Source organism: Streptomyces sp. NBC_00104 (genome assembly GCF_045160825.1).
Taxonomy (GTDB): Bacteria; Actinomycetota; Actinomycetes; order Streptomycetales; family Streptomycetaceae; genus Streptomyces.
In genome coordinates, this window is record NZ_CP108215.1 from 625653 (window position 1) to 645078 (window position 19426).

Below are 19426 nucleotides of genomic sequence, written 5' to 3' on the forward strand. Positions count from 1 at the left end.
GGCCGGACCGGGACGAGATCGCGGGCGTCGCGAACCTGCGCGCCACCGCAGGCCATGTCGGCGTCCGTCCACCGTCCCGATCCGGCAGGCGCGCGGAGCTTGCGTCCACCGCGCCCGTACCCGCTCGGTCAGATCTTCGTCTTCTCCCGGACCCACGCGCCGATCCGTGCGAGGGCGGCGTCGACCTCCGGAACCCGGCCGGCACCGTAGACGTACGAGTGCTGGCCTCCCGGGACCACCACGGTCGCCGTGTCGATTCCGGCGTCCTTGACGCGGGCGGCGAACTCCTCGTCCTCGCCGGCCAGGACCTCGTACGTGCCCCAGGAGACGAGAGTCGGGGGCAGACCGCTCAGGTCCGCCCGGTTCAGATTGATCCGGGTGTCCGTGACCTCGATGCCCGTGCCGCCGATCCAGGCGTCCCGGAAGAACTCCAGCAGTTCCTTGCTGAGAATCTTGTCCGTCCCGGCGTTGGTCACCATGGTCTCGTTGGCGATCTCGAGGTCGCACCAGGGTGAAATCGACACGATGGCGCCGGGCAGGGGCTGCTTCTTGTCGCGGAGGCGAAGCGCCAGGGCGACGGCGATGAACCCGCCGATCGAGTGGCCGATCGTGATGATGTTCCCCGGCTCATACCCTTCGGAGAGCAGCCAGTTGAAGGCCGCCTCCGCGTCGTCCACCTGAGCCGGGTACTTGTGTTCCGGTGCCCGCCGGAAGTCCAGGACCAGTACCGGGGCCCCGACGGCCTTGGCGATGTGGCCGGCGAGCTTTCGGTCGACGAACGCCGACGACAGAACGGAGCCCCCGGCGTGACCGTGCAGGAGGACGTAGTCGGTGTCGGCGTCGACGGGTTCGCACCAGATTCCCGGCACGCCACCCGCGTCCACCTCCCGATAGGTGACGCCTTCCGGCTCCCGGGCGGTGAGATGGACGCCCTCCGACACGATGCGCATCGCATCCAACTCGGACGCGGGTAGCGCCAGTCCGGCCATAAAGTCCGCGAACTCGATCGCTTCCGGGCTCAGTTCAGCGGCAGTGTGCTCAGACAGGTGGTACCTCCATGGGGCCGTCTGGGCATACCGGCCCGCCGGGACCGGTATGGCCGGGGTTTGTCAGGCGGTGAGGGTGGGGTAGTCGGTGTAGCCGGCCTCGCCGCCGCCGTAGAAGGTGGCGGGGTCGGGGGTGTTGAGGGGGGCGCCGGTGCGTACGCGCTCGACCAGGTCGGGGTTGGCGAGTGCCATCGTGCCGACGGTGACGATGTCGGCGATGCCGTCTTCGACGTCCTTGGCGCGGGTGGCGATGTCGGTGCCGGCCCGGTTGAGAACCAAGGTGGTCGGCCACAACTTGCGCAGGGTGTGCAGGGGTTCGTCGTCGCCGCCGTGGACGATGTGCAGGTAGGCGAGGTCGAGCGGGGCGAGGGCGCGCACGAGTGCCGGGTACAGCTCGTGGGTGTCGCTCTCCGCGATGTCGTTGAACGGGTTGCCGGGAGAGATCCGGAAGCCGGTGCGGCCGGCGCCGATCTCCTCGGCCACGGCGGTGGCGACCTCGACGGCGAAGCGGATGCGGTTGTCGAGGGAGCCGCCGTAACGGTCGGTGCGCCGGTTGGTGTTGGTGGCGAGGAACTGATGCACGAGGTAGCCGTTGGCGCCGTGGATCTCGACGCCGTCGGCGCCGGCCGCGATGGCGGCCGCCGCGGCGCGCCGGTAGTCCTCGACCGTCGCGGCGACCTCCTCGGTGGACAGCTCACGCGGTACCGGCATCTCCTGAGGGCCGGACGGGGTGAACATGGTGCCCGCCGGCTGGACCGGGGAGGGGGCGACCGGCTGCCGGTGGTGGGGGGTGTTGTCGGGGTGGGACATCCGTCCGGCGTGCATGAGCTGGATGACGATGCGTCCGTCGGCCTCGTGCACGGCGTCGGTGACCTTGCGCCACCCGGCGACGTGTTCCTCGGAGTAGATGCCGGGGGTGAGCAGGTAGCCCTGGCCGTCGGCGTTGGGCTGGGTGCCCTCGGTGATGATGAGGGCGTGCGAGGCACGCTGGGCGTAGTACTCGGCGTTCAGCTCGGTGGGTACGCCTTCCGGTGTGGACCGGTCCCGCGTCAGGGGGGCCATCGCCAGCCGGTGCGGCAGGGAGATCTCCCCGACGACGATCGGGTCCCACAGGGCGTTCGACATGGATGTTTCCTCAGAATAAAGGGTGAGGGAAATTGCGGGGTGGCGGGCTGCCTGCCCCGCGGATGAGTAGGGGCCAAAGCGTCGGCCTCGCTTTAGATTACGATAGACATCTAAAACGATCCAGTCAACGGCCCGCCACCGTCAGCCACCGCCCGCGGCCGGAGACTGCTCGACGTGCATGCGGGCTACAGGGCCGGCGGCCGATCAGCTTCGGACGGAGACCCCCCGGGCGCATGATCACCGTGAACGGTTTCGCGAACCGCCCTCACAGCGGGCGCGCGCGGGCACGGCGAACGACACCTCTACGGAGACCCGCACGCTGCAGATACGCCGAACACGCCGCGAGCCCCCTCCGACCGGTGTCGGATCACCCCCCGGCCGCTTGGGGGCGAGCAGCGCGGCCTCCGGCTCGACAGCCCTCGACTCGCCCCGTACAGGCTCAAGCACCCAGGGACGAACCGAGCTCACCACGAACTTCTGGCGCAACCACGCTCAGCCCGCCCGGCGGGCCCCATACGAAATGCGGGGCCGGGGGCACTCTCCATGCCCTCCCCCAGCACGGCGTGACCCCGTTCGCGGCGGATCCGGGTGTCGACGTGCGCGCCGCATACCGGCGCCCTGAAGGGCTTCAGTCCTCGCACCCATGAGGGTGACCCCAACTCCACCTGAGTTTACTTTTCTACACTCAGCCGATAGCGTCATGACCAGCACATCAACCCGGCCGCACGCGAGAAACGGGCGCGCAGGGGGGACCTGCGCGAAGAATCAGATCGACTACCAGAACACCCACACAGAAGGGCGGCCGACATGAAGGCATTCGTCGTCGAGAAGTACGGCAAGGACGGCGCGCGCGCCGCAGAGGTACCCGAGCCCGCCGTCGGGGACCGCGACGTCCTGATCAGCGTGAGCGCCGCCAGTATCAACCCGTTGGACAAAATGGTTCGCAACGGGGAGTTCAAACAGCTCATGAAGTACAAACGCCCCTTCACGCTCGGCCACGACGTGGCCGGCGTCGTGACGCGGGTCGGCTCCGCCGTACGCGGCTTCGAAGTCGGTGACGAGGTCTACGCCCGTCCGCGCGACCTGCGGATCGGCGGCTTCGCGGAGTTCATCGCGATCGACATGGACGATGTCGCGCCCAAGCCGGCCTCGCTCACCCTCCAAGAGGCAGCCGCCGTGCCGCTGGTGGCCTTGGCCGCCTGGCAGGTCCTCGTCGACCGTGCCCACGTGAAGCCGGGTCAGAAGGTGCTCATCCACGCCGGCGCCGGCGGCCTCGGCTCGACGGTCATCCAGCTCGCCAAGCACCTCGGCGCCACCGTGGCGACGACCACGGACACCAAGACCGAGCAGTTGGTCAGGAGCCTCGGCGCCGACATCGTCGTCGACTACACCAAGGAAGACTTCTCGAAGGTACTGTCCGGCTACGACCTGGTGCTGGACTCCCTGGGCGGAGCCAACCTCGAGAAATCGCTGACCGTGCTGAAGCCCGGCGGCCTGGCCATCAGTGTCGTCGGCCCCCCGGACGCCGGCTTCGCCAAGCAGCTCGGCACCCCCTCCTTCATGGGTCTGGTCATGAACACGCTCAGCCGCAAGATCCGTAAGCAGGCCAAAACACTGGGTGTGCGCTACCAGTTCTTCTTCATGCAGGCCAACGGCTCCCAACTGCGTAAACTCAGCGCCCTCTACGACAGCGGGAAGCTCCGCCCGGTCATCGACAGCACCTTCCCGTTCGACCAGACACTCGAGGCGATGGCGCACGTCGAGCAGGGCCGCACCAAGGCCGGCAAGGTCGTGGTCTCGATGGAGCCCGACAACCACTGAGACCAGGCCGGCCACAGCCCCTCCGTCCGGCACGGTCACCGGAGGGGGCGACGCCGCCGTCGGCGACCCGATGGCGACTACGCTCGCGCGGAGCCGCCGCCGCAGGCGTCGTCTCGGTGCCATTGCGCATGCCCTACGGCTCGCGACACAGGGCGCCACACGGCTCTACGCCGCCCCGAGCCATGGTCGAGCCCTCGCACCCGACGCGTGTCAGGAGTGTGCTCACGACGGTCGCCGAACGGGCCGCCGACTGCTCCCGGAATGAACGCCCAGGAGATTCCGGTGCCGTGACCGCCAGGATCCCTCCCGTGCCGGTGAGCTCCCGCCAGGTCGCGTACGTCTCGCCCTTGAGCGGCCGTTCGGCGGGACGGTCGGGCGGCGCAAGGTCGTCAGTTCTGGCGTGTCTTCTCGGCGGCCACGGGTAGTTCCAGGCGGGGCCCGCTGAAGCGTTCACGCAGGAGCCGGTCGTGCGACACCACGACCAGCGTGCCGGTATAGCGGGCCAGGGCTGCCTCGATCTCTTCCACCAAGGCGGGGGCCAAGTGGTTCGTCGGCTCGTCGAGCAGGAGCAGATCGAGTGGGCCGGCCGTCACGAGCCGGGCCAGTTCGAGCTTGCGGCGCTGCCCGACGGACAGGTTCCGTACGGGAAGAGCGAGGTCGGCGGCGTGGAACAGGCCGAGCGCCAGGAGTGCGTCGGCGTGCTCGTCGGGCCGGCCCGCCCTGCCGGCCGCGAATGCCGCGAGCAGCGTTCGAGCATCGAAGGCCTCGTCGGGCGCGCTTTGCTGACGTAGGAATCCAACCCGGCGCGGTCGGCGCACGATACCGGCGTCAGGCGTCAGTTCCCCTGCCAGCAACTGGAGAAGGGTGCTCTTGCCGACACCGTTGGGGCCGGTGGCGAGGAGTCGGTCGCCAGGGGCGAGTTTCAGGGACGGAACGTACAACCGCCCTCTGACCAGGACGCCTTCCAGGTGAACCGCCGTTGACGCTTCCTCGGCGGTCGGCGCGCTTTCGACGCGACCTGCGAACCGCAGTGGCTGCGGAGGCGGCGGCACGGGGTGCTCCGTGAGCCGCTGCGACCTCTCGCGCGCGTTCCGGATGCGGCTTTGTGCGCCGTGCGCCCGCGAGCGCGCTCGAAAGGCACCGGCGCCGCTGAACGCCCACGGCCCCTTGCGGGGGATCTCGGCCAGCAGCCCGATACCGGAGTCGGCGAGGCGTTCCTGTCGGGCGACCTCATCGCGCCACCGCTCGTGTTCCCACACCCACCGGGCCCGGGCCGCCGCCTTGGCGGCGAGGAAGCCGGCGTATCCATTGCCGTAGCGCCGTACCGTGCGCTGGTCGTGGTCCACTTCCAGGGCGGTGTCGGTGACGCGTTCCAGGAACGCCCGATCGTGCGTGGCCACGATGACCGTGCCCCGGTGACGGTGCAGATGTCCTTCGAGCCAGGCCACGGCCTCGTCGTCCAGATCGTTGGTCGGCTCGTCGAGGAGCAGGAGTTCGGGGGCCAAGGCAAGGGTCGCGGCGAGCGCGAGCCGGGAGCGCTGCCCTCCGGAGAGGGTGTTCAGTACACGCTCCCGGTCCAGTGGCGCGTGCTCGCCGAGCCGGCGCAGGCTCACCTCGACCCGGCGATCCGCTTCGTGCCCGCCCCGCGCGTCGAACTCGGCCAGCAGTGCGGCGTAGCGCTCGAACTCAGCGGTACCGGCCGTACCCAGTGTGGCCTCGGCGACACGAATACGGTGCCCCAGGGCGCGCAGTTCGCCCAGTACGTGGTCCACGGCATCGCCCACGCGCGCCGAACCGGGCAGGTCGAGAGTCTGGCGAAGGTGGCCGATCCCGCCCGGTGCCATGACGGTCAGGCTGCCGTTGTCGACAGGCTCCTGCCCTGCCAGCAGCCGCAGGAGCGTGGACTTCCCAGAGCCGTTGTCCCCGACGATTCCGACTTTTACGCGAAACTAGACGATACGTTCCGTCTCGTGATTGCTACGCCGCCCCACCGACCCGACGCAAGCAGGGGGCCGGCGGTCGACAGCCGCCTTCACCGACAAGATTGGACCCCACAGGCGAGGCCGCACCGCGACCGTCCGAGCCCAGAGCCGGGGCGGCGACTCCGGGGCGTCACCCTCCCTTCGGGACCCTCAGTCCGACCTCGCCACATGTCCCGGTTGGGACGGGATCCACGCCGACGCCCTGGAGGACCTCCACAACCGGGAGGTGATTCCAAGCCGGTCTAAGTTTACTTTCATATACTCAGCCAGTAGCGTCACGACCAGCGCATCGTCTGAGAAGGAGCACCACCATGGGAGTAAGCCCAGAGGCACACGAGTTCGCGGAGTTCCTCGCGAGCGTGAGCGCGAAGGCGTCGACGCCCGGCCTCGACCTGGCCGTCGTCCGCGACATCGTCGACTCGAACCACAAGGCGTCGACCGAGCCGGAAGGCGTCACCTACGCCGAGGTGGATGCGAACGGCGTCCCTGCTCTGTGGGCCATACCCGAGGGCGCCGACCCCGATCGGGCGCTGCTCCACTTCCACTTCGGCGGATCGGTCACCGCCTCCATGCACTCCGACCGCAAGGCGGCGGGCCACATCGCGAAGGCGGCGGGAGCCCGCTCGCTCGTCGTGGACTTCCGCCCGGCGCCCGAACACCCCCACCCCGCACAGCTCGACGACGCCGAGACGGCCTACCGGTGGCTGCTCTCCCAGGGCTACGAGCCGCGGAACATCGGCAGCACGGGCCACTCGATCGGCGGAACCCTCGCCGTGCTGCTGCCGCTGCGCCTGCTCGCGAAGGGCGAGGCGGCCCCGGGCGCGATCGTCAGCGTCTCACCGTGGACCGACCTCACCATGCAGAACGCGTCGGTGGACGAGAACGAGGAAAGCGACAAGATGCTCAGCCGGGGCACGCTGGAACTCTTCCGGGGAGCCTGGCTGCAGGACCCCGGCCTGGACTTCGCCGACCCCGGCATCAGCATCGCGAACGCCGATCTGACCGGCCTGCCCCCCACGACCGTCCACTACGGCGAGTACGAGACCCTCGCCGACGACGGCGCCCAGCTCGGCCGCCGCCTCGCGGACTTCAAGGTCACCTCCGAGGTCCACTCGCTGCCCGAGGGGCAGCACTCGTTCGTCCTGGGCGCGGGGCGCGTACCCGAGGTGGACCAGGCGATCCAGCAGATGGGGCAGTGGCTCCGCAAGCACCTTGGCGCGTGAGCAGCGGCTGCACCTGACGGCGGGCCTGTTGACCCCAGGCCGCCGCACCACCCCGCCATGCCGGTGACCGGTCCGCCGGTCTCCGGCATCCTGCTCGACCAGGTCGGCGGTATGCGGTACTTGTGTCCGACACCGTTCCGCACACAGCCCCACCACCGTCCCTCGATGCCACGAAGGAGTGCGCGATGGGAACGTACGAGGATGTCTTCCGCGCCAGTACCGAGGACCCGGAGAGCTTCTGGCTGAAGGCGGCGGAGGGCATCGACTGGGATGTCACTCCGCAACGCGCCCTGGACTCCTCGGGCGCGCCGTTCTACCGCTGGTTTCCCGACGGTCGGCTCAACGTCTGTTTCAACACGCTCGACCGGCACGTCGAAGCCGGCCGCGGCGAACAGCCCGCGCTCGTCTATGACTCCCCCGTGACCGACACCCGGCGCACCTACACCTACGCGCAGCTGAGGGACGAGGTGGCGACCTTCGCCGGAGCGCTCGCGCAGCTCGGTGTGGGGCATGGCGACCGCGTGGTGATCTACCTGCCGATGGTTCCCGAGGCCGTCGTCGCGATGCTGGCCTGCGCACGGATCGGCGCGGTCCACTCGGTCGTCTTCGGCGGGTTCGCGCCGCGCGAACTCGCCCTCCGTATCGATGACGCGGCCCCCAAGGTGGTCGTCTCCGCCTCCTGCGGCATCGAGGGCAAGCGGGTCATCGCCTACAAGCCGCTGCTGGACCGGGCGATCGAACTCGCCGTCCACAAGCCGGAGAAGTGCGTGATCCTGCAACGCCCGCAGGAGCCGGCCGCGTTGGGGCCGGACGATCTCGACTGGGCCGAACTGGTCGCCGCCGCGCCGCCGGCCGACTGCGTTCCCGTCCCCGCCACCGACCCCCTCTACATCCTGTACACATCCGGAACGACCGGAAAGCCCAAGGGAGTCGTGCGTGACTGCGGCGGCTACGCGGTGGCCCTGCGCTGGTCGATGGGCGCCGTGTACGACGTGGGCCCGGGCGAGACGATGTTCACCGGCTCCGACGTCGGCTGGGTCGTCGGGCACTCCTACATCGTCTACGCGCCCCTGCTGGCCGGCGCCACGACGGTCCTGTACGAAGGCAAGCCGGTCGGCACCCCGGACGCGGGCCAGTTCTGGCGCGTCGCCGCCGAGTACCGGGTCAAGACCATGTTCACGGCGCCCACCGCCTTCCGGGCGATCAGGAAGGAGGACCCGAAGGGGGCGCTCACCACCGGCTACGACCTCTCCCACCTGCGCTATCTCTTCCTGGCCGGTGAGCGCCTGGACCCCGAGACCTATCACTGGGCGAGCGCCCTGCTGGGCATCCCGGTGATCGACCACTGGTGGCAGACCGAGACCGGCTGGCCCATCGTCGCCAACCCCGTGGGCATCGAAGCCGCTCCCCTCAAGCCCGGCTCCCCGACCCGCCCGCTGCCGGGCTGGGACGTCCGCGTCCTCGACGCTTCGGGCGAGCCGGTAGCGGCGGGTGTCGACGGCGCGATCGTCGTGAGGCTCCCTCTGCCGCCCGGCGCGCTCCCCACTCTCTGGAAGGACGACGACCGCTACGTCGCCTCCTACCTCTCCGCCTACGACGGCTACTACCTCACCGGCGACAGCGGACACATCGACGACGACGGCTACGTCTTCGTCATGGGCCGCACCGACGACGTCATCAACGTCGCCGGCCACCGGCTGTCCACCGGCAGCATGGAAGAGGCCCTGGCCGCCCACCCCGACGTCGCCGAATGCGCCGTCATCGGCGTCGCCGACGAACTCAAGGGACAGATCCCGCGCGGTTTCGTCGTCCTCAAAGCAGGCAGCAACCGCGAACCGAGCGAGGTCGAGGCCGAACTCGTCCAGCTCGTGCGCGAACGCATCGGCGCCGTCGCCTCCCTCAAGGACGTCACGGTCGTCGCCGCCCTGCCCAAGACCCGCTCGGGCAAGATCCTGCGCAAGACCATGCGCGGCATCGCCGACGGCCGCGACGAACCCATCCCGTCCACGGTGGACGACCCCGGCGTCATCGAGGTCCTGCGCCCCGTCCTCCGCCGCGCCGGTCACACCCCGTGACGGGCTGACAGCGCCCTGACCGACGGTGGGGCCACCGGACTCCGCACGGCCGTGCCGGGCGGGGCGGGCCGGGCGGGGGCACCTCGTGTGCTCATGGGAACTGACGCCCATGTCCTCCTCAGCGATCTCGCTCGGGGTCTCGCACCCCGAGCGGATCAATGGGGCGACGTGGTGCTGCAACAACCTGCTCGGTGAGCTTCCCGAGGTGTGGAAGTACGAGGACATCGCCACCCTGGCACCAGTGCCGTTGTCCGACACATCGCCACCGTTCTGGATTTCCTCGAGCGCGGCCTTGGCATGACCGAGGCCAGGACGCCACCCTCCACCATCGAGTTCGCCCGCCGACGCGCTGAACAAGGGTGCGGATCAGCGAGCTCCTTCGCGTCTATCGGCTCGTCCACGCCGGGCTGCTCGATCAGCGCCTGGACACCACCCTCACCGCGCAGGAACCGGCGGACGTCGGTGCCGACCACCTCGCCGACCTCGTCGGCGTCAGTGTGACCAGGATCGATAGTGGCACCAGGCAACGTTCGTGACCTGCACTGATGCCAAGTAGCGTCAGCGGCTGGAGAGGCAGAAGAACGACAGCGGCCGCCCGTACCGGTCCGACTCCGGAGGTTCCCCTATCGGGATCGGGAGACCAGCCGTCTCCACGGTAGACGCGGCCGCTCCACGACTCACCACCCGGGGCGCCGGGCTCCGCGCCTTCAGCCATACGCCGCTGAGCGGCGCTCGCTCCGCCGCGCCGGGACGTTCTCCGTGCCGTCGGCCGGCTCGCTCTCGCACCGGTCCGCACCGCAGGACCCCATCGAGCAGCATTCAACACCCGTCTCCGATATTGATCGACGGACTCTTACTTGCTACTGAGTCTCACATTTAATAACCTGTGGCATCATTGAGCGGCGGGTCCACGAGAGGCTGGCCTCGGTGGGCGCGACACATCGGTCGTGCCGCCGAGCGCGCAACGGGCCATGCGTGCGCTCCTGGGCGAGCGAGCCGTCGCCGCCGTGACCAGCGAGGAGTGTCCATGCGAGAGATCAGCACGTACGTCGATGTCGATGCCGGCCCCGGGCTGGTGTGGGAGGTCCTGACGGACTTCACCCGCTATCCGGACTGGAATCCCTACATCCGTGCGGTGACCGGAGAGATTCAGGTCGGTGCCACGTTGGCCCTGCAGACACAGCCCGCAAAGGGCCGCCCGGTCAATTTCAAGGCACGGGTGACAGCCGTAACGGAGGGCGTCGAGATCCGCTGGGCCGGTGGGCTACCCATTCCAGGCCTCTTCGGCGGCGACCACGGCTTCGCCCTCAACCCGCACAACGGCGGGACGCGGGTGGTCCAGGACGAGAGGTTCTCGGGGCTACTGGTCCCCGTGATGAGCAGCATCATCGACCGCACGTTGGAGAACTTCGAGCGGATGAACCAGCCCCTCAAGGAACGGGTGGAGGCCAAGGCCTCCGCTGGGGCGGGACGCTGACCGCACACGACGTACCCAGCTGTGCGGAGCAGTTCCGTCGGCAGTGGATGTACCTGCCCGGGCTGTCCCACGAGCAGGAACCGATTCCCTCACCGCGCGACCAGATTCGTAGAACGAGAGCCGTCGAGGCTCCTCGAAAGGACTGACTGCAATGAGATTTCTCCTCCTGGGCGCCACCGGGGCGACCGGCGGCCTTTTCACTGACGCGGCCACCGCCTCCGGACACGAGGTGGTCGCCTTCGTACGCGACCCGGCCAAGCTCGCCCAGCGCGAGCGGGTGACCGCGGTCGCTGGTGACGTCCGCGACGCCGATGCGCTGGCCGAGGCCATGCGCGGCGTGGACGCGGTGGTCAGCACCCTCGGGATCGGCAAGGCGAAGGACCCCGCGAACCTGATCACCGATACCACTCGCGCGCTCGTCGAGGCCGCCGAGGCCGGCGGCACCAAGCGAGTGGTGATCATGTCGGCGTTCGGCGTCGGCGAGTCCCTGGCGAAGGCCTCCGGGATCCTCCGGTTCCTCTACAAGGGTGGCAAGGCGAACTTCGCCGACAAGGCCGCGGGCGAGCACATCCTCACCACCTCCGCCCTGGACTGGACGCTCGTCTACCCGGTGCTGCTGACCAACAAGCCGGCCACGGCTGTCCAGGCCATTGACCTGAAGCAGCTCGACCGCCTGCCCGGCGTGCCCCGGATCTCCCGGGCCGATGTCGCCGCGTTCCTGCTCAGCACCGCCGCCGAGGGCTCCTGGTCCCGGCGCACCGCAGTGCTCACCAGGTAGGCCCGTCCTCCCATGGCCGTCGCCGGGAGGGCTTTCGGCGATCACTCCTGCCGCGCACCATCATGGTCATGCCTACCGATGACGACGGTCATCGCCCCCATGCACCGAGCCAGTTGACGCGCTCATGGGTGCCGCCACCGGGGTCCGGCCAAGGTGAGCCCAGAAGCCGCCACGGGATGATCTTGATGTTCTGATCCCCTACCGCCCCTCTACCACCGACGAACCAGTTGAGGCAGCGATGCACACCACCCCCCCCCACCGGATCACCACCCCCATCACTGCCGATCTCCTGCGCGGCGCCCTGGAGTTGGAGCGCACCGAGCACGGCGTGCTGCCGCACCGGCTGCCCGCCCGGGCCCGTGCGCAGTGCGCCGATCCGCAGCTGGCCATGGTCGAGTCCCAGCCCTCCGGCGTACGGCTGGTCTTCCGCAGCCGCGCCACCGCCGTCGAGCTCGACGCCCTGCGCACCAAGCGGACCCTTGCACCCCGGCCCGCCCGGACGGTCTGTACGACCTCCTCGTCGACGGCCGCCTGACGGGCCGGGCCAGCGTGCCGGACGGCAACACCATCACCATCGACATGACCACCGGAACGGCGGAGCACCGCCCGGGCCCGCCCGGTACCGTCACCTTCACGGACCTCCCCGCCGGCCTCAAGACGATCGAGATCTGGCTCCCGCACAACGAGACCACCGAACTCGTCGCCCTGCGCACCGACGCCCCCGTCGAGCCCGCCCCCGATCGGGGCCGCAGGGTCTGGCTGCACCACGGCAGCTCGATCAGCCACGGCTCCGACGCCGCCGGCCCGACTGGCACCTGGCCCGCCCACGCCGCCTCCCTGGGCGGCGTCGAACTGATCAACCTGGGCCTCGGCGGCAGCGCCCTCCTCGACCCCTTCACCGCCCGCGCCATGCGGGACACCCCCGCCGACCTGATCAGCGTCAAGATCGGCATCAACCTCGTCAACCACGACGTGATGCGGCTGCGCGCCTTCACCTCCGCCGTCCACGGCTTCCTCGACACCCTCCGCGACGGCCACCCCACCGCACCCCTCCTCGTCGTCTCCCCGATCCTCTGCCCCATCCACGAGGACACCCCAGGCCCCAGCACCCCCGACCTCACCGAACTCGCCGAAGGCCGCGTCCACTACCGCGCCATGGGCGACCCGGAGGACCTCACCCCCGGAAAGCTGACCCTCCGCGTCATCCGCGACGAACTCTCCGCCCTGGTGGCCCAGCGCACGAAGGACGACCCCCACCTCCACTACCTCGACGGCCTCGCCCTCTACGGCGAGTCCGAGGCCACCACCCTCCCCCTCCCGGACGACCTCCACCCGGACGCCGAGACGCACCGCCACATGGGCGAACGTTTCGCGGACCTGGCTTTCCGAGCCGGCGGCCCCTTCGCCCCGTAAAGGGACGTGGGGCTACATATGCGGCTCCGCCGTGTGGGCGCGATCAAACCACCCACAACCCGCACCCGCCCACGAAGCCCATCCCTTCCTATGGCATGCGTCGTGGCCGCGAGCAGTCAGGTCGTGGCCGCGAGCAGTCAGTCAGGGAGCGATGTGAAGGTGGCGTCGACCTCATGCTGAGAGGCGCTTGCGCCCGGTGAGAACTCCTGCGCGGCGCGGGCGCGAGCGAGACCTGTCGCGGGCGCGTCGAGGTGCGCGGCGAGCCGACAGGCCACCTCCACGTCGCCGCCGGGGGCCACACCGGTCCGGACAACCGCAGCGGCTACCGCGGACCAGGTCGCCGGTTCGTCGAGCACATCGCGGACGGTGACCGGCGTCTGCGGCTCAGGGGAGGTCGGGAAGGGGGCGGCCAACTCCCAGCGATGCTCGCCGTGTGCGACGGTCTCGTGCGCGTCGGTGCCGGGCAGCCAGACCTGCGCGGGGTCCCGACGGGATCGGCGAGCAGAAGGACGTCCGAGGCGATCTCGTCGCAGGTGTAGGAGCCGGTGACGTCGATGGCGTCGCCGAAGCCGCGGGCGTCCATGAACGCGTAGCTGAAACGGGTGCCGTCCAGGTACGGCCACCAGGGGCTGAACGACTCGTGTCCGGCGAACAGCGAGTGCAGCACGATCACCTTGTCGGCGCCGCTGCCGACGATGTGGGCGGGCGGAACGTAGGGGCTGGTCTCGGTCATGATCTCCACCTCCGGTGGATCGATGTGCTCTGCGGAGTGTCGGGCTGAACCTGTTGACTGATTACTGTCGTGCTTCGGTCGGCGTCGGCTCAGTAGTAGCGGCCGCCCTGCGGGGTGGGCAGGGCGTCGAGTTCGGCGAGGTCCTCGGCGCTGAGCTGCACGTCGGCCGCGCCGGCGTTGTCGAGCAGGTACTTGGGGGTCTTGGTGCCGGGGATCGGGACCACGTACTCGCCCTGGGCCAGCACCCACGCCAGCGCCACCTGCGCCGGAGTGGCACCGATGCGCTCGGCGAGCTGCCGGACCTTCTCGGCGAGGGCGAAGTTGGCGCGCAGGGCGCCCTGCTGGAAGCGGGCCAGGCCGCGCCGGAAGTCGTCCTGTGGCAGGTCGTCGAAGGAGGAGAACCGGCCGGTGAGGAAGCCCTTGCCCAGCGGTGAGTACGGCACGAACGCGATGCCCTGCTCCTCGCAGTAGGGCAGCACCTCCGTCATCCAGTCCCGCGTCCACAGCGACAACTCGGACTGCACCGCCGTGACCGGATACACGGACTGGGCCCGCTTGATCTGCTCGACACTCACCTCGGACAAGCCGATCGCCCGGGCCTTCCCCGCTTCCACCGCCTCCGCCAGCGCGCCCACGCTCTCCTCGATCGGCACACTCGGATCGACGCGGTGCAGGTAGCAGAGGTCCACGTAGTCCGTGCCCAGGCGCCCGAGGCTCTCGTCGATCGAGCGGCGGATGTGCTCCGGGCGGTTGTTCAGGCCGGGTACGGGTTTCCCCTGGGCGTTACGAGTGAGGGCGCCGGCCTTGGTGGCCAGTACAGCGCGCTCCCGGTGGCCCTTGGCAAGAGCACGGCCGAGCAACTCCTCGTTGGTGAGCGGGCCGTACACGTCGGACGTGTCCAGCAGGGTCATCCCCAGGTCGAGAGCCTGGTGGATCACCGAGACCAGCTCGGCCTCGTCGCGCGGGGTGGCCAGGTCGTAGCCGAAGCTCATGCCCATGCAGCCCAGGCCGACGACGCCGACCTCGGGTCCGTCGGGGCCGAGTGTGGTCGTACGCATGTGTTCCTTCCGGAAATCGTTGGGTGAGCCGGTCAGCGGTTGACCAGCCGCATGCCCGCCTCATGGAGGCGGTCGCCGGCGGCGGGGGCCAGGTTGTTCAGGCGGGTGAGCTGCTCGGCGGTCAGCGCGATGGCGTCGGCGGCGGTGTTCTCCTCGACGCGGGAGACACGCTTGGTGCCGGGGATCGGGGCGATGTCGTCTCCCTGGGCCAGCAGCCAGGCCAGGGCGACCTGCGCGGGGGTGGCGTCGACCTCGGCGGCGACGGCCTCGACCTCCTCGACGATGCTCAGGTTGCGCTTGAGGTTCTCTTCCGTGAAGCGGGGGTTGTTCGCACGCCAGTCGTTCGCCTCGAAGTGCTCCGTGGCACGGATCTTGCCGGTGAGGAAGCCGTGGCCGAGCGGAGACCAGGGCACCAGGCCGATGCTCAACTCCCGCAGCAGCGGCAGGATGTCCGCCTCCACGTCCCGCGTCCACAGGGAGTACTCAGACTGCAGTGCGGCGATCGGGTGTACGGCGTGCGCGCGGCGGATCGATTCGGGCGCCGCCTCGGACATGCCGATGTGGCGGATCTTGCCCTCGGTGACCAGGTCGGCGAGGGCGCCGACGGTCTCCTCGACGGGCGTGTCGGGATCGACGCGGTGCTGGTAGTAGAGGTCGATGTGGTCCGTGCCGAGCCGCTTGAGGGAGCCTTCGAGCGCGGTGCGCAGGTTGGCCGGGGTGCCGTCGATGTGGCCCATGCCGCCGTTGGTGTGTGAATACATGCCGAACTTCGTCGACAGAACGACCTGGTCGCGGCGGCCCTTGACGGCCCGGCCGACGAGTTCCTCGTTGACGAAGGGACCGTAGGCCTCCGCGGTGTCGAGCAGGGTGACCCCGAGGTCGAGCGCCCGGTGGATCGCCCGGATGGACTCGGTGTCGTCCGGGGTCTCCCCCGGACTGAGGTAGACGCCGGACATCGTCATGGTGCCCAGGCCGATACGGGAGACGTCGAGGTCTCCCAGCTTGATGTGCTTCATGGCTCCAGTGCTCCGCAAGTCGGTCGGAAGGGGACGGTCAGTTCACGCCCAGCGTGCTCGCTGCGCTCACCGATGGCAGAGCGGGAAGCGGGTCATGCCGGGGAACGGAGGTCAGGGATGCGCCCAGAACACCTCTCAGCCTCCGTCTCCCCCGGGCTCATGCCGGAGAACAATGCGGTCAGGCATGGACGAGCTCGGCCTGCCACTGGTCCTGCGGCTGGTGGTGGAGGTCGAGGTAAGCCGCGGCCAGTACGTCGGGGGCGAAGCGAGGGTCCTCGCCGCCGATGTTGCCTGCGACAGTCACCGTGGACACGTGCACGCCCGAGCCGCGCTGGTCCTCGTGGAGGGCCTGGACGTAGGCGCGCAGGGCGGCCTTGCCCACCGACATCGTGGTGTATTCGGGCGAGGGCTGGAGGGCGAAGCCGCCGCCCGTGAAGAGCAGACTGCCCCGGCCGTCCCGCAGGAGAGGAAGGACCGTCCGGGCGGCGACCACGGCCCCGATGACATTCACCGCGAGGGCCTGCGTCCATGCCGCGGCGTCCAGTCCCGTGGGGGTGTCAGCCTGCATCACGGCTGCGTTGTAGACGAGCACCTCCGGCGCGCCGAGGTCGTCCACCGCCCGGTCCAGCGCAGCCCGTAGATCTTCGGGGTCTCCCGCATCGGCTCGGTATGCGGCCGCCACAAAGCCCTGGCCGGTCAGCTCCGCCGTCTGCTTCCCGAGGCGGTCCGCGTCACGCCCGAAGACCGCGACCGGGTGACCGTCACGGGCGAAAGCCTCCGCGATCGCAAGGCCGAGACCGGGGCCGACACCGACGATGAGGGCGGTTCCCTTACTCATGTCTGCTGCTCCATTTCGTCCGGTGATCCCGAGAGACGGTGACCAGCGTCGTGCGGCGAGTGACTACCGGCTGCAGCGTGGTGGTGCGCGGCTGCTGGGAACGGGGTTGTTCCACGAGCATCAGCCTGCGCCTACGGCTCGCGATGTGGCAGACCGCGCTGTAGCCCGGAGTGCTGTTCAGTGCCGTGACAGGGCACCCCACCCGCCTTCCACCCAGGTCGTGGCGTCCCCACACTCGGAAGACATGGATCGTGAGCAGCACAGCGGCAGCACCGAACTGGGGCGCTACCTACGCGCTCGACGGGCCCGCGTGACTCCCGAGGAAGCCGGTCTGCCGTCCGGTGTCGGCCCGCGCCGCACGCCTGGACTGCACCGCGAGGAAATGGCCACCCTGGCCGGAATCAGCATCGACTACGTCACCCGTCTGGAGCGCGGCAAGGAGACTCACCCCAGCCCGTCCGTCGTCGATTCCCTCGCCCGCGCCCTCCGGCTGGAGGAGGCGGAACACGACCACCTGCGCAGCCTGGCCGCACATGCCGCCCGTAGCGCTCCGGAACGGGCCACCGCGCCCAGCCGGTTCGTGCGGCCCGGAGCAAGGCTCCTGCTGGAGGCCATGCGGCCCCAGCCCGCGCACGTGGTCAGCCGTACGGGCGATCTGCCGGCCTGGAACGCGGGCGGGCTTCGGCTGCTCGCCGGAATGGAGGACTGGTCGGCCAAGCAGCGCAATATCGCGCGCTATGTCTTCCTCCACCCTGCCGCCCGCGACGTCTTCGACGACTGGGGCAACCAGGTCCGCGGCTGCGTAGCCCGCCTGCGGGCCCTGGCCGGCACCGACCCGGACGCCCCCGACCTCATCAAGCTCGCCGGTGAACTCCTGCTCAAAAGCCCGGAGTTCACTCGGCTGTGGGAACGCTACGGCCTGGGCTGCATACGCCGGGGCAGCCGACGTCCAGGTCAGCACCGAGGACCTCGCCGAACTCGACGCCATGCCCACCCCACACGGCGGCCGCTCCTACTGAGCCGACGCCGACCGAAGCACCACAACGGAACAGCCACCACAGATCAGCCAGAGGAATAGAGGAAGTTGGTCATGGAGTACACGCGCCTGGGAACCTCGGGCCTGAAGGTCAGCCGTATCGCGCTCGGCGGCATGAGCTTCGGCGACCCGGCGAAGCGGATGCCGTGGGTGCTCGACGACGCGGCGGCCGAGCCGGTCTTCCGGCAGACCGTCGAACTCGGCATCACGTTCTGGGACACCGCCAACATCTACGGCATGGGCAGCTCGGAGGAGATCGTCGGGCGCGCGCTGCGGAAGTACACCCCGCGCGATGACATCGTCCTCGCCACGAAGCTGTTCCAGCCCATGCACCAAGGGCCGGGCGGCGCGGGGCTCTCGCGCAAGGCCGTCATGGAGCAGATCGACGCTTCTCTGCGGCGCCTGGACACCGACTACGTCGACCTCTACCAGATCCACCGCTTCGATCCCGAGACTCCGGTCGAGGAGACGATGGAGGCGCTGCACGACGTGGTCAAGGCGGGCAAGGCCCGCTACATCGGCGCCTCGTCGATGTGGGCCTGGCAGTTCGCCAAGCTGCAGCACGCCGCGGAGGCGAACGGCTGGACGCGCTTCGTGTCCATGCAGGATCACTACAGTGTGATCCACCGCGAAGAGGAGCGGGAGATGTTCGGCCTGCTCGCGGACCAGGGCGTGGGCAGCATCCCCTGGAGCCCCCTCGCCGGGGGAAGGGTGACCCGCCCCTGGGGTGAACAGGGCACGACACGCAGGTCGGAGGAGGACGCCAGGTCGACATGAACGGCCGGCCGCTCTTCCTCGACAGCGACAAGGCCGTCGTCGACACCGTGCAGAAGATCGCCGAGGGGCGCGGGGTGTCCATGGCACAGGTCGCGCTGGCCTGGGTGCTCAAGAACCCGGTGGTCTCGGCCCCGATCGTGGGCGCCACCAAGCCGCACCACCTGGCCGACGCCGTCGCGGCGCTCGACATCCGGCTCACCGACGACGAGGTCGACACCCTTGAGGCGCCGTATGTTCCGCGCATGCCCATCTTCTTCTCCTGACCGGTCGGCACCCGGCGGCGTACCGAATCGATGCCCGTACTCGATCGTCGGCGTGCCGCGAGAGTTCCTGCACGCCTGCGGGGCTCGCCTCAAACCCGACGTGGGACTCCGGGTGTCGCTGACCGGTGGGGGTCTCCCTCGACGCGGATGTCGTCTCCGACGCATCCGCGTCCCAGCGGGCGTAGCACAGCAGGTGCCACATCCGCCCCGGGCCGGGTGTGCCCGGTCTGCTCGGCCGGCCACCAGTAGCTCTTGCGCTCGACACCCCGACACCCCGACACCAACCCGAGCAGTTGGGCGCGTCGCCCGGGGCTCAACCCACCCGAACCGGCCCGCGATCCGGGCCATGACCTGGTGGAACATCGCCTGCCGGCAGACATGGTCTTACGTGAGGACCTGCGGCGTTCGCTCCGTTCTTGCGGTCGGCGCACCGACCCGGCGGCTCTTCCTTTGATGATCCCGTCCGGCTCCGGTCACGGCCCGGGCCGTGCTGCAGTGCTCTCAGCTCGTGGCCCAAGCCTCCGGCGTCGTGGTGGGCCCACCGATAGCAGACAAGTGATCTGCTTGGGCGGCATGTTGAGTGCCCTGTCAATGCCCTGATCAGCGCTCCCTGGCACAGCACGGCCTGTCGTGTGGTGAGCCCTTCGGGCAACGTGGGTTTGGCGAGCGTGGAACTCCCGCGCACTCATGGTTGATGCGCGGTGCATGGCGGACCGCCCCGTACGGCCCCTGACCACCGGGAATTCCCGGAACGCCGCAAAGCCC

At 69.6% G+C, this 19426-nt stretch carries 14 protein-coding genes and 3 pseudogenes; 10 read left to right on the forward strand and 7 right to left on the reverse strand.

Features of this window, described 5'->3' with window-relative positions:
* Nucleotides 1-128: 128 nt before the first annotated feature.
* Entirely contained in the window at nt 129-950 is an 822-nt protein-coding gene (locus tag OG272_RS02610; RefSeq protein ID WP_327731672.1) for an alpha/beta hydrolase, read from the reverse strand.
* 159 nt (nt 951-1109) lie between these two features.
* Entirely contained in the window at nt 1110-2171 is a 1062-nt protein-coding gene (locus tag OG272_RS02615; RefSeq protein WP_405892380.1) for an alkene reductase, read from the reverse strand.
* A gap of 807 nt (nt 2172-2978) precedes the next feature.
* Here OG272_RS02615 and OG272_RS02620 point away from each other — a divergent pair.
* Nucleotides 2979-3992 carry an NADP-dependent oxidoreductase gene (locus OG272_RS02620; RefSeq protein ID WP_405892381.1) on the forward strand — a complete coding sequence of 338 codons (1014 nt, stop codon included), beginning with the start codon at nt 2979-2981 and terminating at the stop codon, nt 3990-3992.
* A gap of 389 nt (nt 3993-4381) precedes the next feature.
* Here the strand turns inward: OG272_RS02620 and OG272_RS02625 are convergent.
* Nucleotides 4382-5932, reverse strand: a pseudogene (locus tag OG272_RS02625) (ATP-binding cassette domain-containing protein); the annotation flags it as partial.
* Between the two features lie 353 nt (nt 5933-6285).
* Between OG272_RS02625 and OG272_RS02630 the strand changes: the two are divergent.
* The 7 genes and pseudogenes from OG272_RS02630 (at nt 6286) to OG272_RS02660 (ending at nt 12940) form a co-directional block, all read left to right on the forward strand.
* The gene (locus OG272_RS02630) at nt 6286-7197 is read left to right on the forward strand and encodes an alpha/beta hydrolase fold domain-containing protein (protein WP_405892382.1); all 912 of its coding nucleotides are present in this window, start codon (nt 6286-6288) and stop codon (nt 7195-7197) included.
* A gap of 185 nt (nt 7198-7382) precedes the next feature.
* Complete coding sequence (locus tag OG272_RS02635) at nt 7383-9272, forward strand: propionyl-CoA synthetase (protein ID WP_405892383.1); 1890 nt, start codon at nt 7383-7385, stop codon at nt 9270-9272.
* Between the two features lie 109 nt (nt 9273-9381).
* Nucleotides 9382-9573: a hypothetical protein gene (locus OG272_RS02640; RefSeq protein WP_405892385.1), complete on the forward strand. Its 192-nt coding sequence runs from the start codon at nt 9382-9384 to the stop codon at nt 9571-9573.
* Nucleotides 9574-9631: 58 nt separating this feature from the next.
* Complete coding sequence (locus OG272_RS02645) at nt 9632-9808, forward strand: hypothetical protein (protein WP_326585170.1); 177 nt, start codon at nt 9632-9634, stop codon at nt 9806-9808.
* A gap of 491 nt (nt 9809-10299) precedes the next feature.
* Nucleotides 10300-10749 (forward strand): SRPBCC family protein, encoded by a 450-nt coding sequence (locus tag OG272_RS02650; RefSeq protein WP_405892386.1) that lies wholly within the window; start codon nt 10300-10302, stop codon nt 10747-10749.
* 151 nt (nt 10750-10900) lie between these two features.
* Nucleotides 10901-11527: an NAD(P)-dependent oxidoreductase gene (locus OG272_RS02655; protein WP_405892388.1), complete on the forward strand. Its 627-nt coding sequence runs from the start codon at nt 10901-10903 to the stop codon at nt 11525-11527.
* A 238-nt stretch (nt 11528-11765) separates the two neighbouring features.
* Nucleotides 11766-12940: pseudogene (locus tag OG272_RS02660) on the forward strand (GDSL-type esterase/lipase family protein).
* A 322-nt stretch (nt 12941-13262) separates the two neighbouring features.
* Here OG272_RS02660 and OG272_RS02665 read toward each other — a convergent pair.
* From OG272_RS02665 to OG272_RS02680, 4 genes are all read right to left on the reverse strand, one after another.
* On the reverse strand, nt 13263-13673 hold the full coding sequence (locus OG272_RS02665) for an alpha/beta fold hydrolase (protein ID WP_405892390.1): 411 nt from the start codon (nt 13671-13673) through the stop codon (nt 13263-13265).
* A gap of 89 nt (nt 13674-13762) precedes the next feature.
* Nucleotides 13763-14731 carry an aldo/keto reductase gene (locus OG272_RS02670; protein WP_405892391.1) on the reverse strand — a complete coding sequence of 323 codons (969 nt, stop codon included), beginning with the start codon at nt 14729-14731 and terminating at the stop codon, nt 13763-13765.
* A gap of 32 nt (nt 14732-14763) precedes the next feature.
* Nucleotides 14764-15747, reverse strand: a complete 984-nt coding sequence (locus OG272_RS02675; protein WP_328508002.1) for an aldo/keto reductase — start codon at nt 15745-15747, stop codon at nt 14764-14766.
* 178 nt (nt 15748-15925) lie between these two features.
* Entirely contained in the window at nt 15926-16585 is a 660-nt protein-coding gene (locus tag OG272_RS02680) for an SDR family NAD(P)-dependent oxidoreductase (RefSeq protein ID WP_326585163.1), read from the reverse strand.
* Between the two features lie 244 nt (nt 16586-16829).
* Between OG272_RS02680 and OG272_RS02685 the strand changes: the two genes are divergently transcribed.
* Together OG272_RS02685 and OG272_RS02690 are read left to right on the forward strand one after the other, a co-directional pair.
* Nucleotides 16830-17663 carry a helix-turn-helix transcriptional regulator gene (locus OG272_RS02685; RefSeq protein ID WP_405892392.1) on the forward strand — a complete coding sequence of 278 codons (834 nt, stop codon included), beginning with the start codon at nt 16830-16832 and terminating at the stop codon, nt 17661-17663.
* A gap of 12 nt (nt 17664-17675) precedes the next feature.
* Nucleotides 17676-18661 (forward strand): annotated as a pseudogene (locus tag OG272_RS02690) (aldo/keto reductase).
* The last annotated feature ends 765 nt before the right edge of the window (nt 18662-19426 follow it).

Bases quoted from the DNA above. Each gene is read 5' to 3' on its own strand.
- OG272_RS02655 (WP_405892388.1), top strand. From the start codon at position 10,901: ATGAGATTTCTCCTCCTGGGCGCCACCGGGGCGACCGGCGGCCTTTTC.
- OG272_RS02635 (WP_405892383.1), top strand. From the start codon at position 7,383: ATGGGAACGTACGAGGATGTCTTCCGCGCCAGTACCGAGGACCCGGAG.
- OG272_RS02620 (WP_405892381.1), top strand. From the start codon at position 2,979: ATGAAGGCATTCGTCGTCGAGAAGTACGGCAAGGACGGCGCGCGCGCC.
- OG272_RS02630 (WP_405892382.1), top strand. From the start codon at position 6,286: ATGGGAGTAAGCCCAGAGGCACACGAGTTCGCGGAGTTCCTCGCGAGC.
- OG272_RS02640 (WP_405892385.1), top strand. From the start codon at position 9,382: ATGTCCTCCTCAGCGATCTCGCTCGGGGTCTCGCACCCCGAGCGGATC.
- OG272_RS02665 (WP_405892390.1), bottom strand. From the start codon at position 13,673: ATGACCGAGACCAGCCCCTACGTTCCGCCCGCCCACATCGTCGGCAGC.
- OG272_RS02610 (WP_327731672.1), bottom strand. From the start codon at position 950: ATGCGCATCGTGTCGGAGGGCGTCCATCTCACCGCCCGGGAGCCGGAA.
- OG272_RS02615 (WP_405892380.1), bottom strand. From the start codon at position 2,171: ATGTCGAACGCCCTGTGGGACCCGATCGTCGTCGGGGAGATCTCCCTG.
- OG272_RS02675 (WP_328508002.1), bottom strand. From the start codon at position 15,747: ATGAAGCACATCAAGCTGGGAGACCTCGACGTCTCCCGTATCGGCCTG.
- OG272_RS02680 (WP_326585163.1), bottom strand. From the start codon at position 16,585: ATGAGTAAGGGAACCGCCCTCATCGTCGGTGTCGGCCCCGGTCTCGGC.
- OG272_RS02670 (WP_405892391.1), bottom strand. From the start codon at position 14,731: ATGCGTACGACCACACTCGGCCCCGACGGACCCGAGGTCGGCGTCGTC.
- OG272_RS02650 (WP_405892386.1), top strand. From the start codon at position 10,300: ATGCGAGAGATCAGCACGTACGTCGATGTCGATGCCGGCCCCGGGCTG.
- OG272_RS02685 (WP_405892392.1), top strand. From the start codon at position 16,830: ATGGATCGTGAGCAGCACAGCGGCAGCACCGAACTGGGGCGCTACCTA.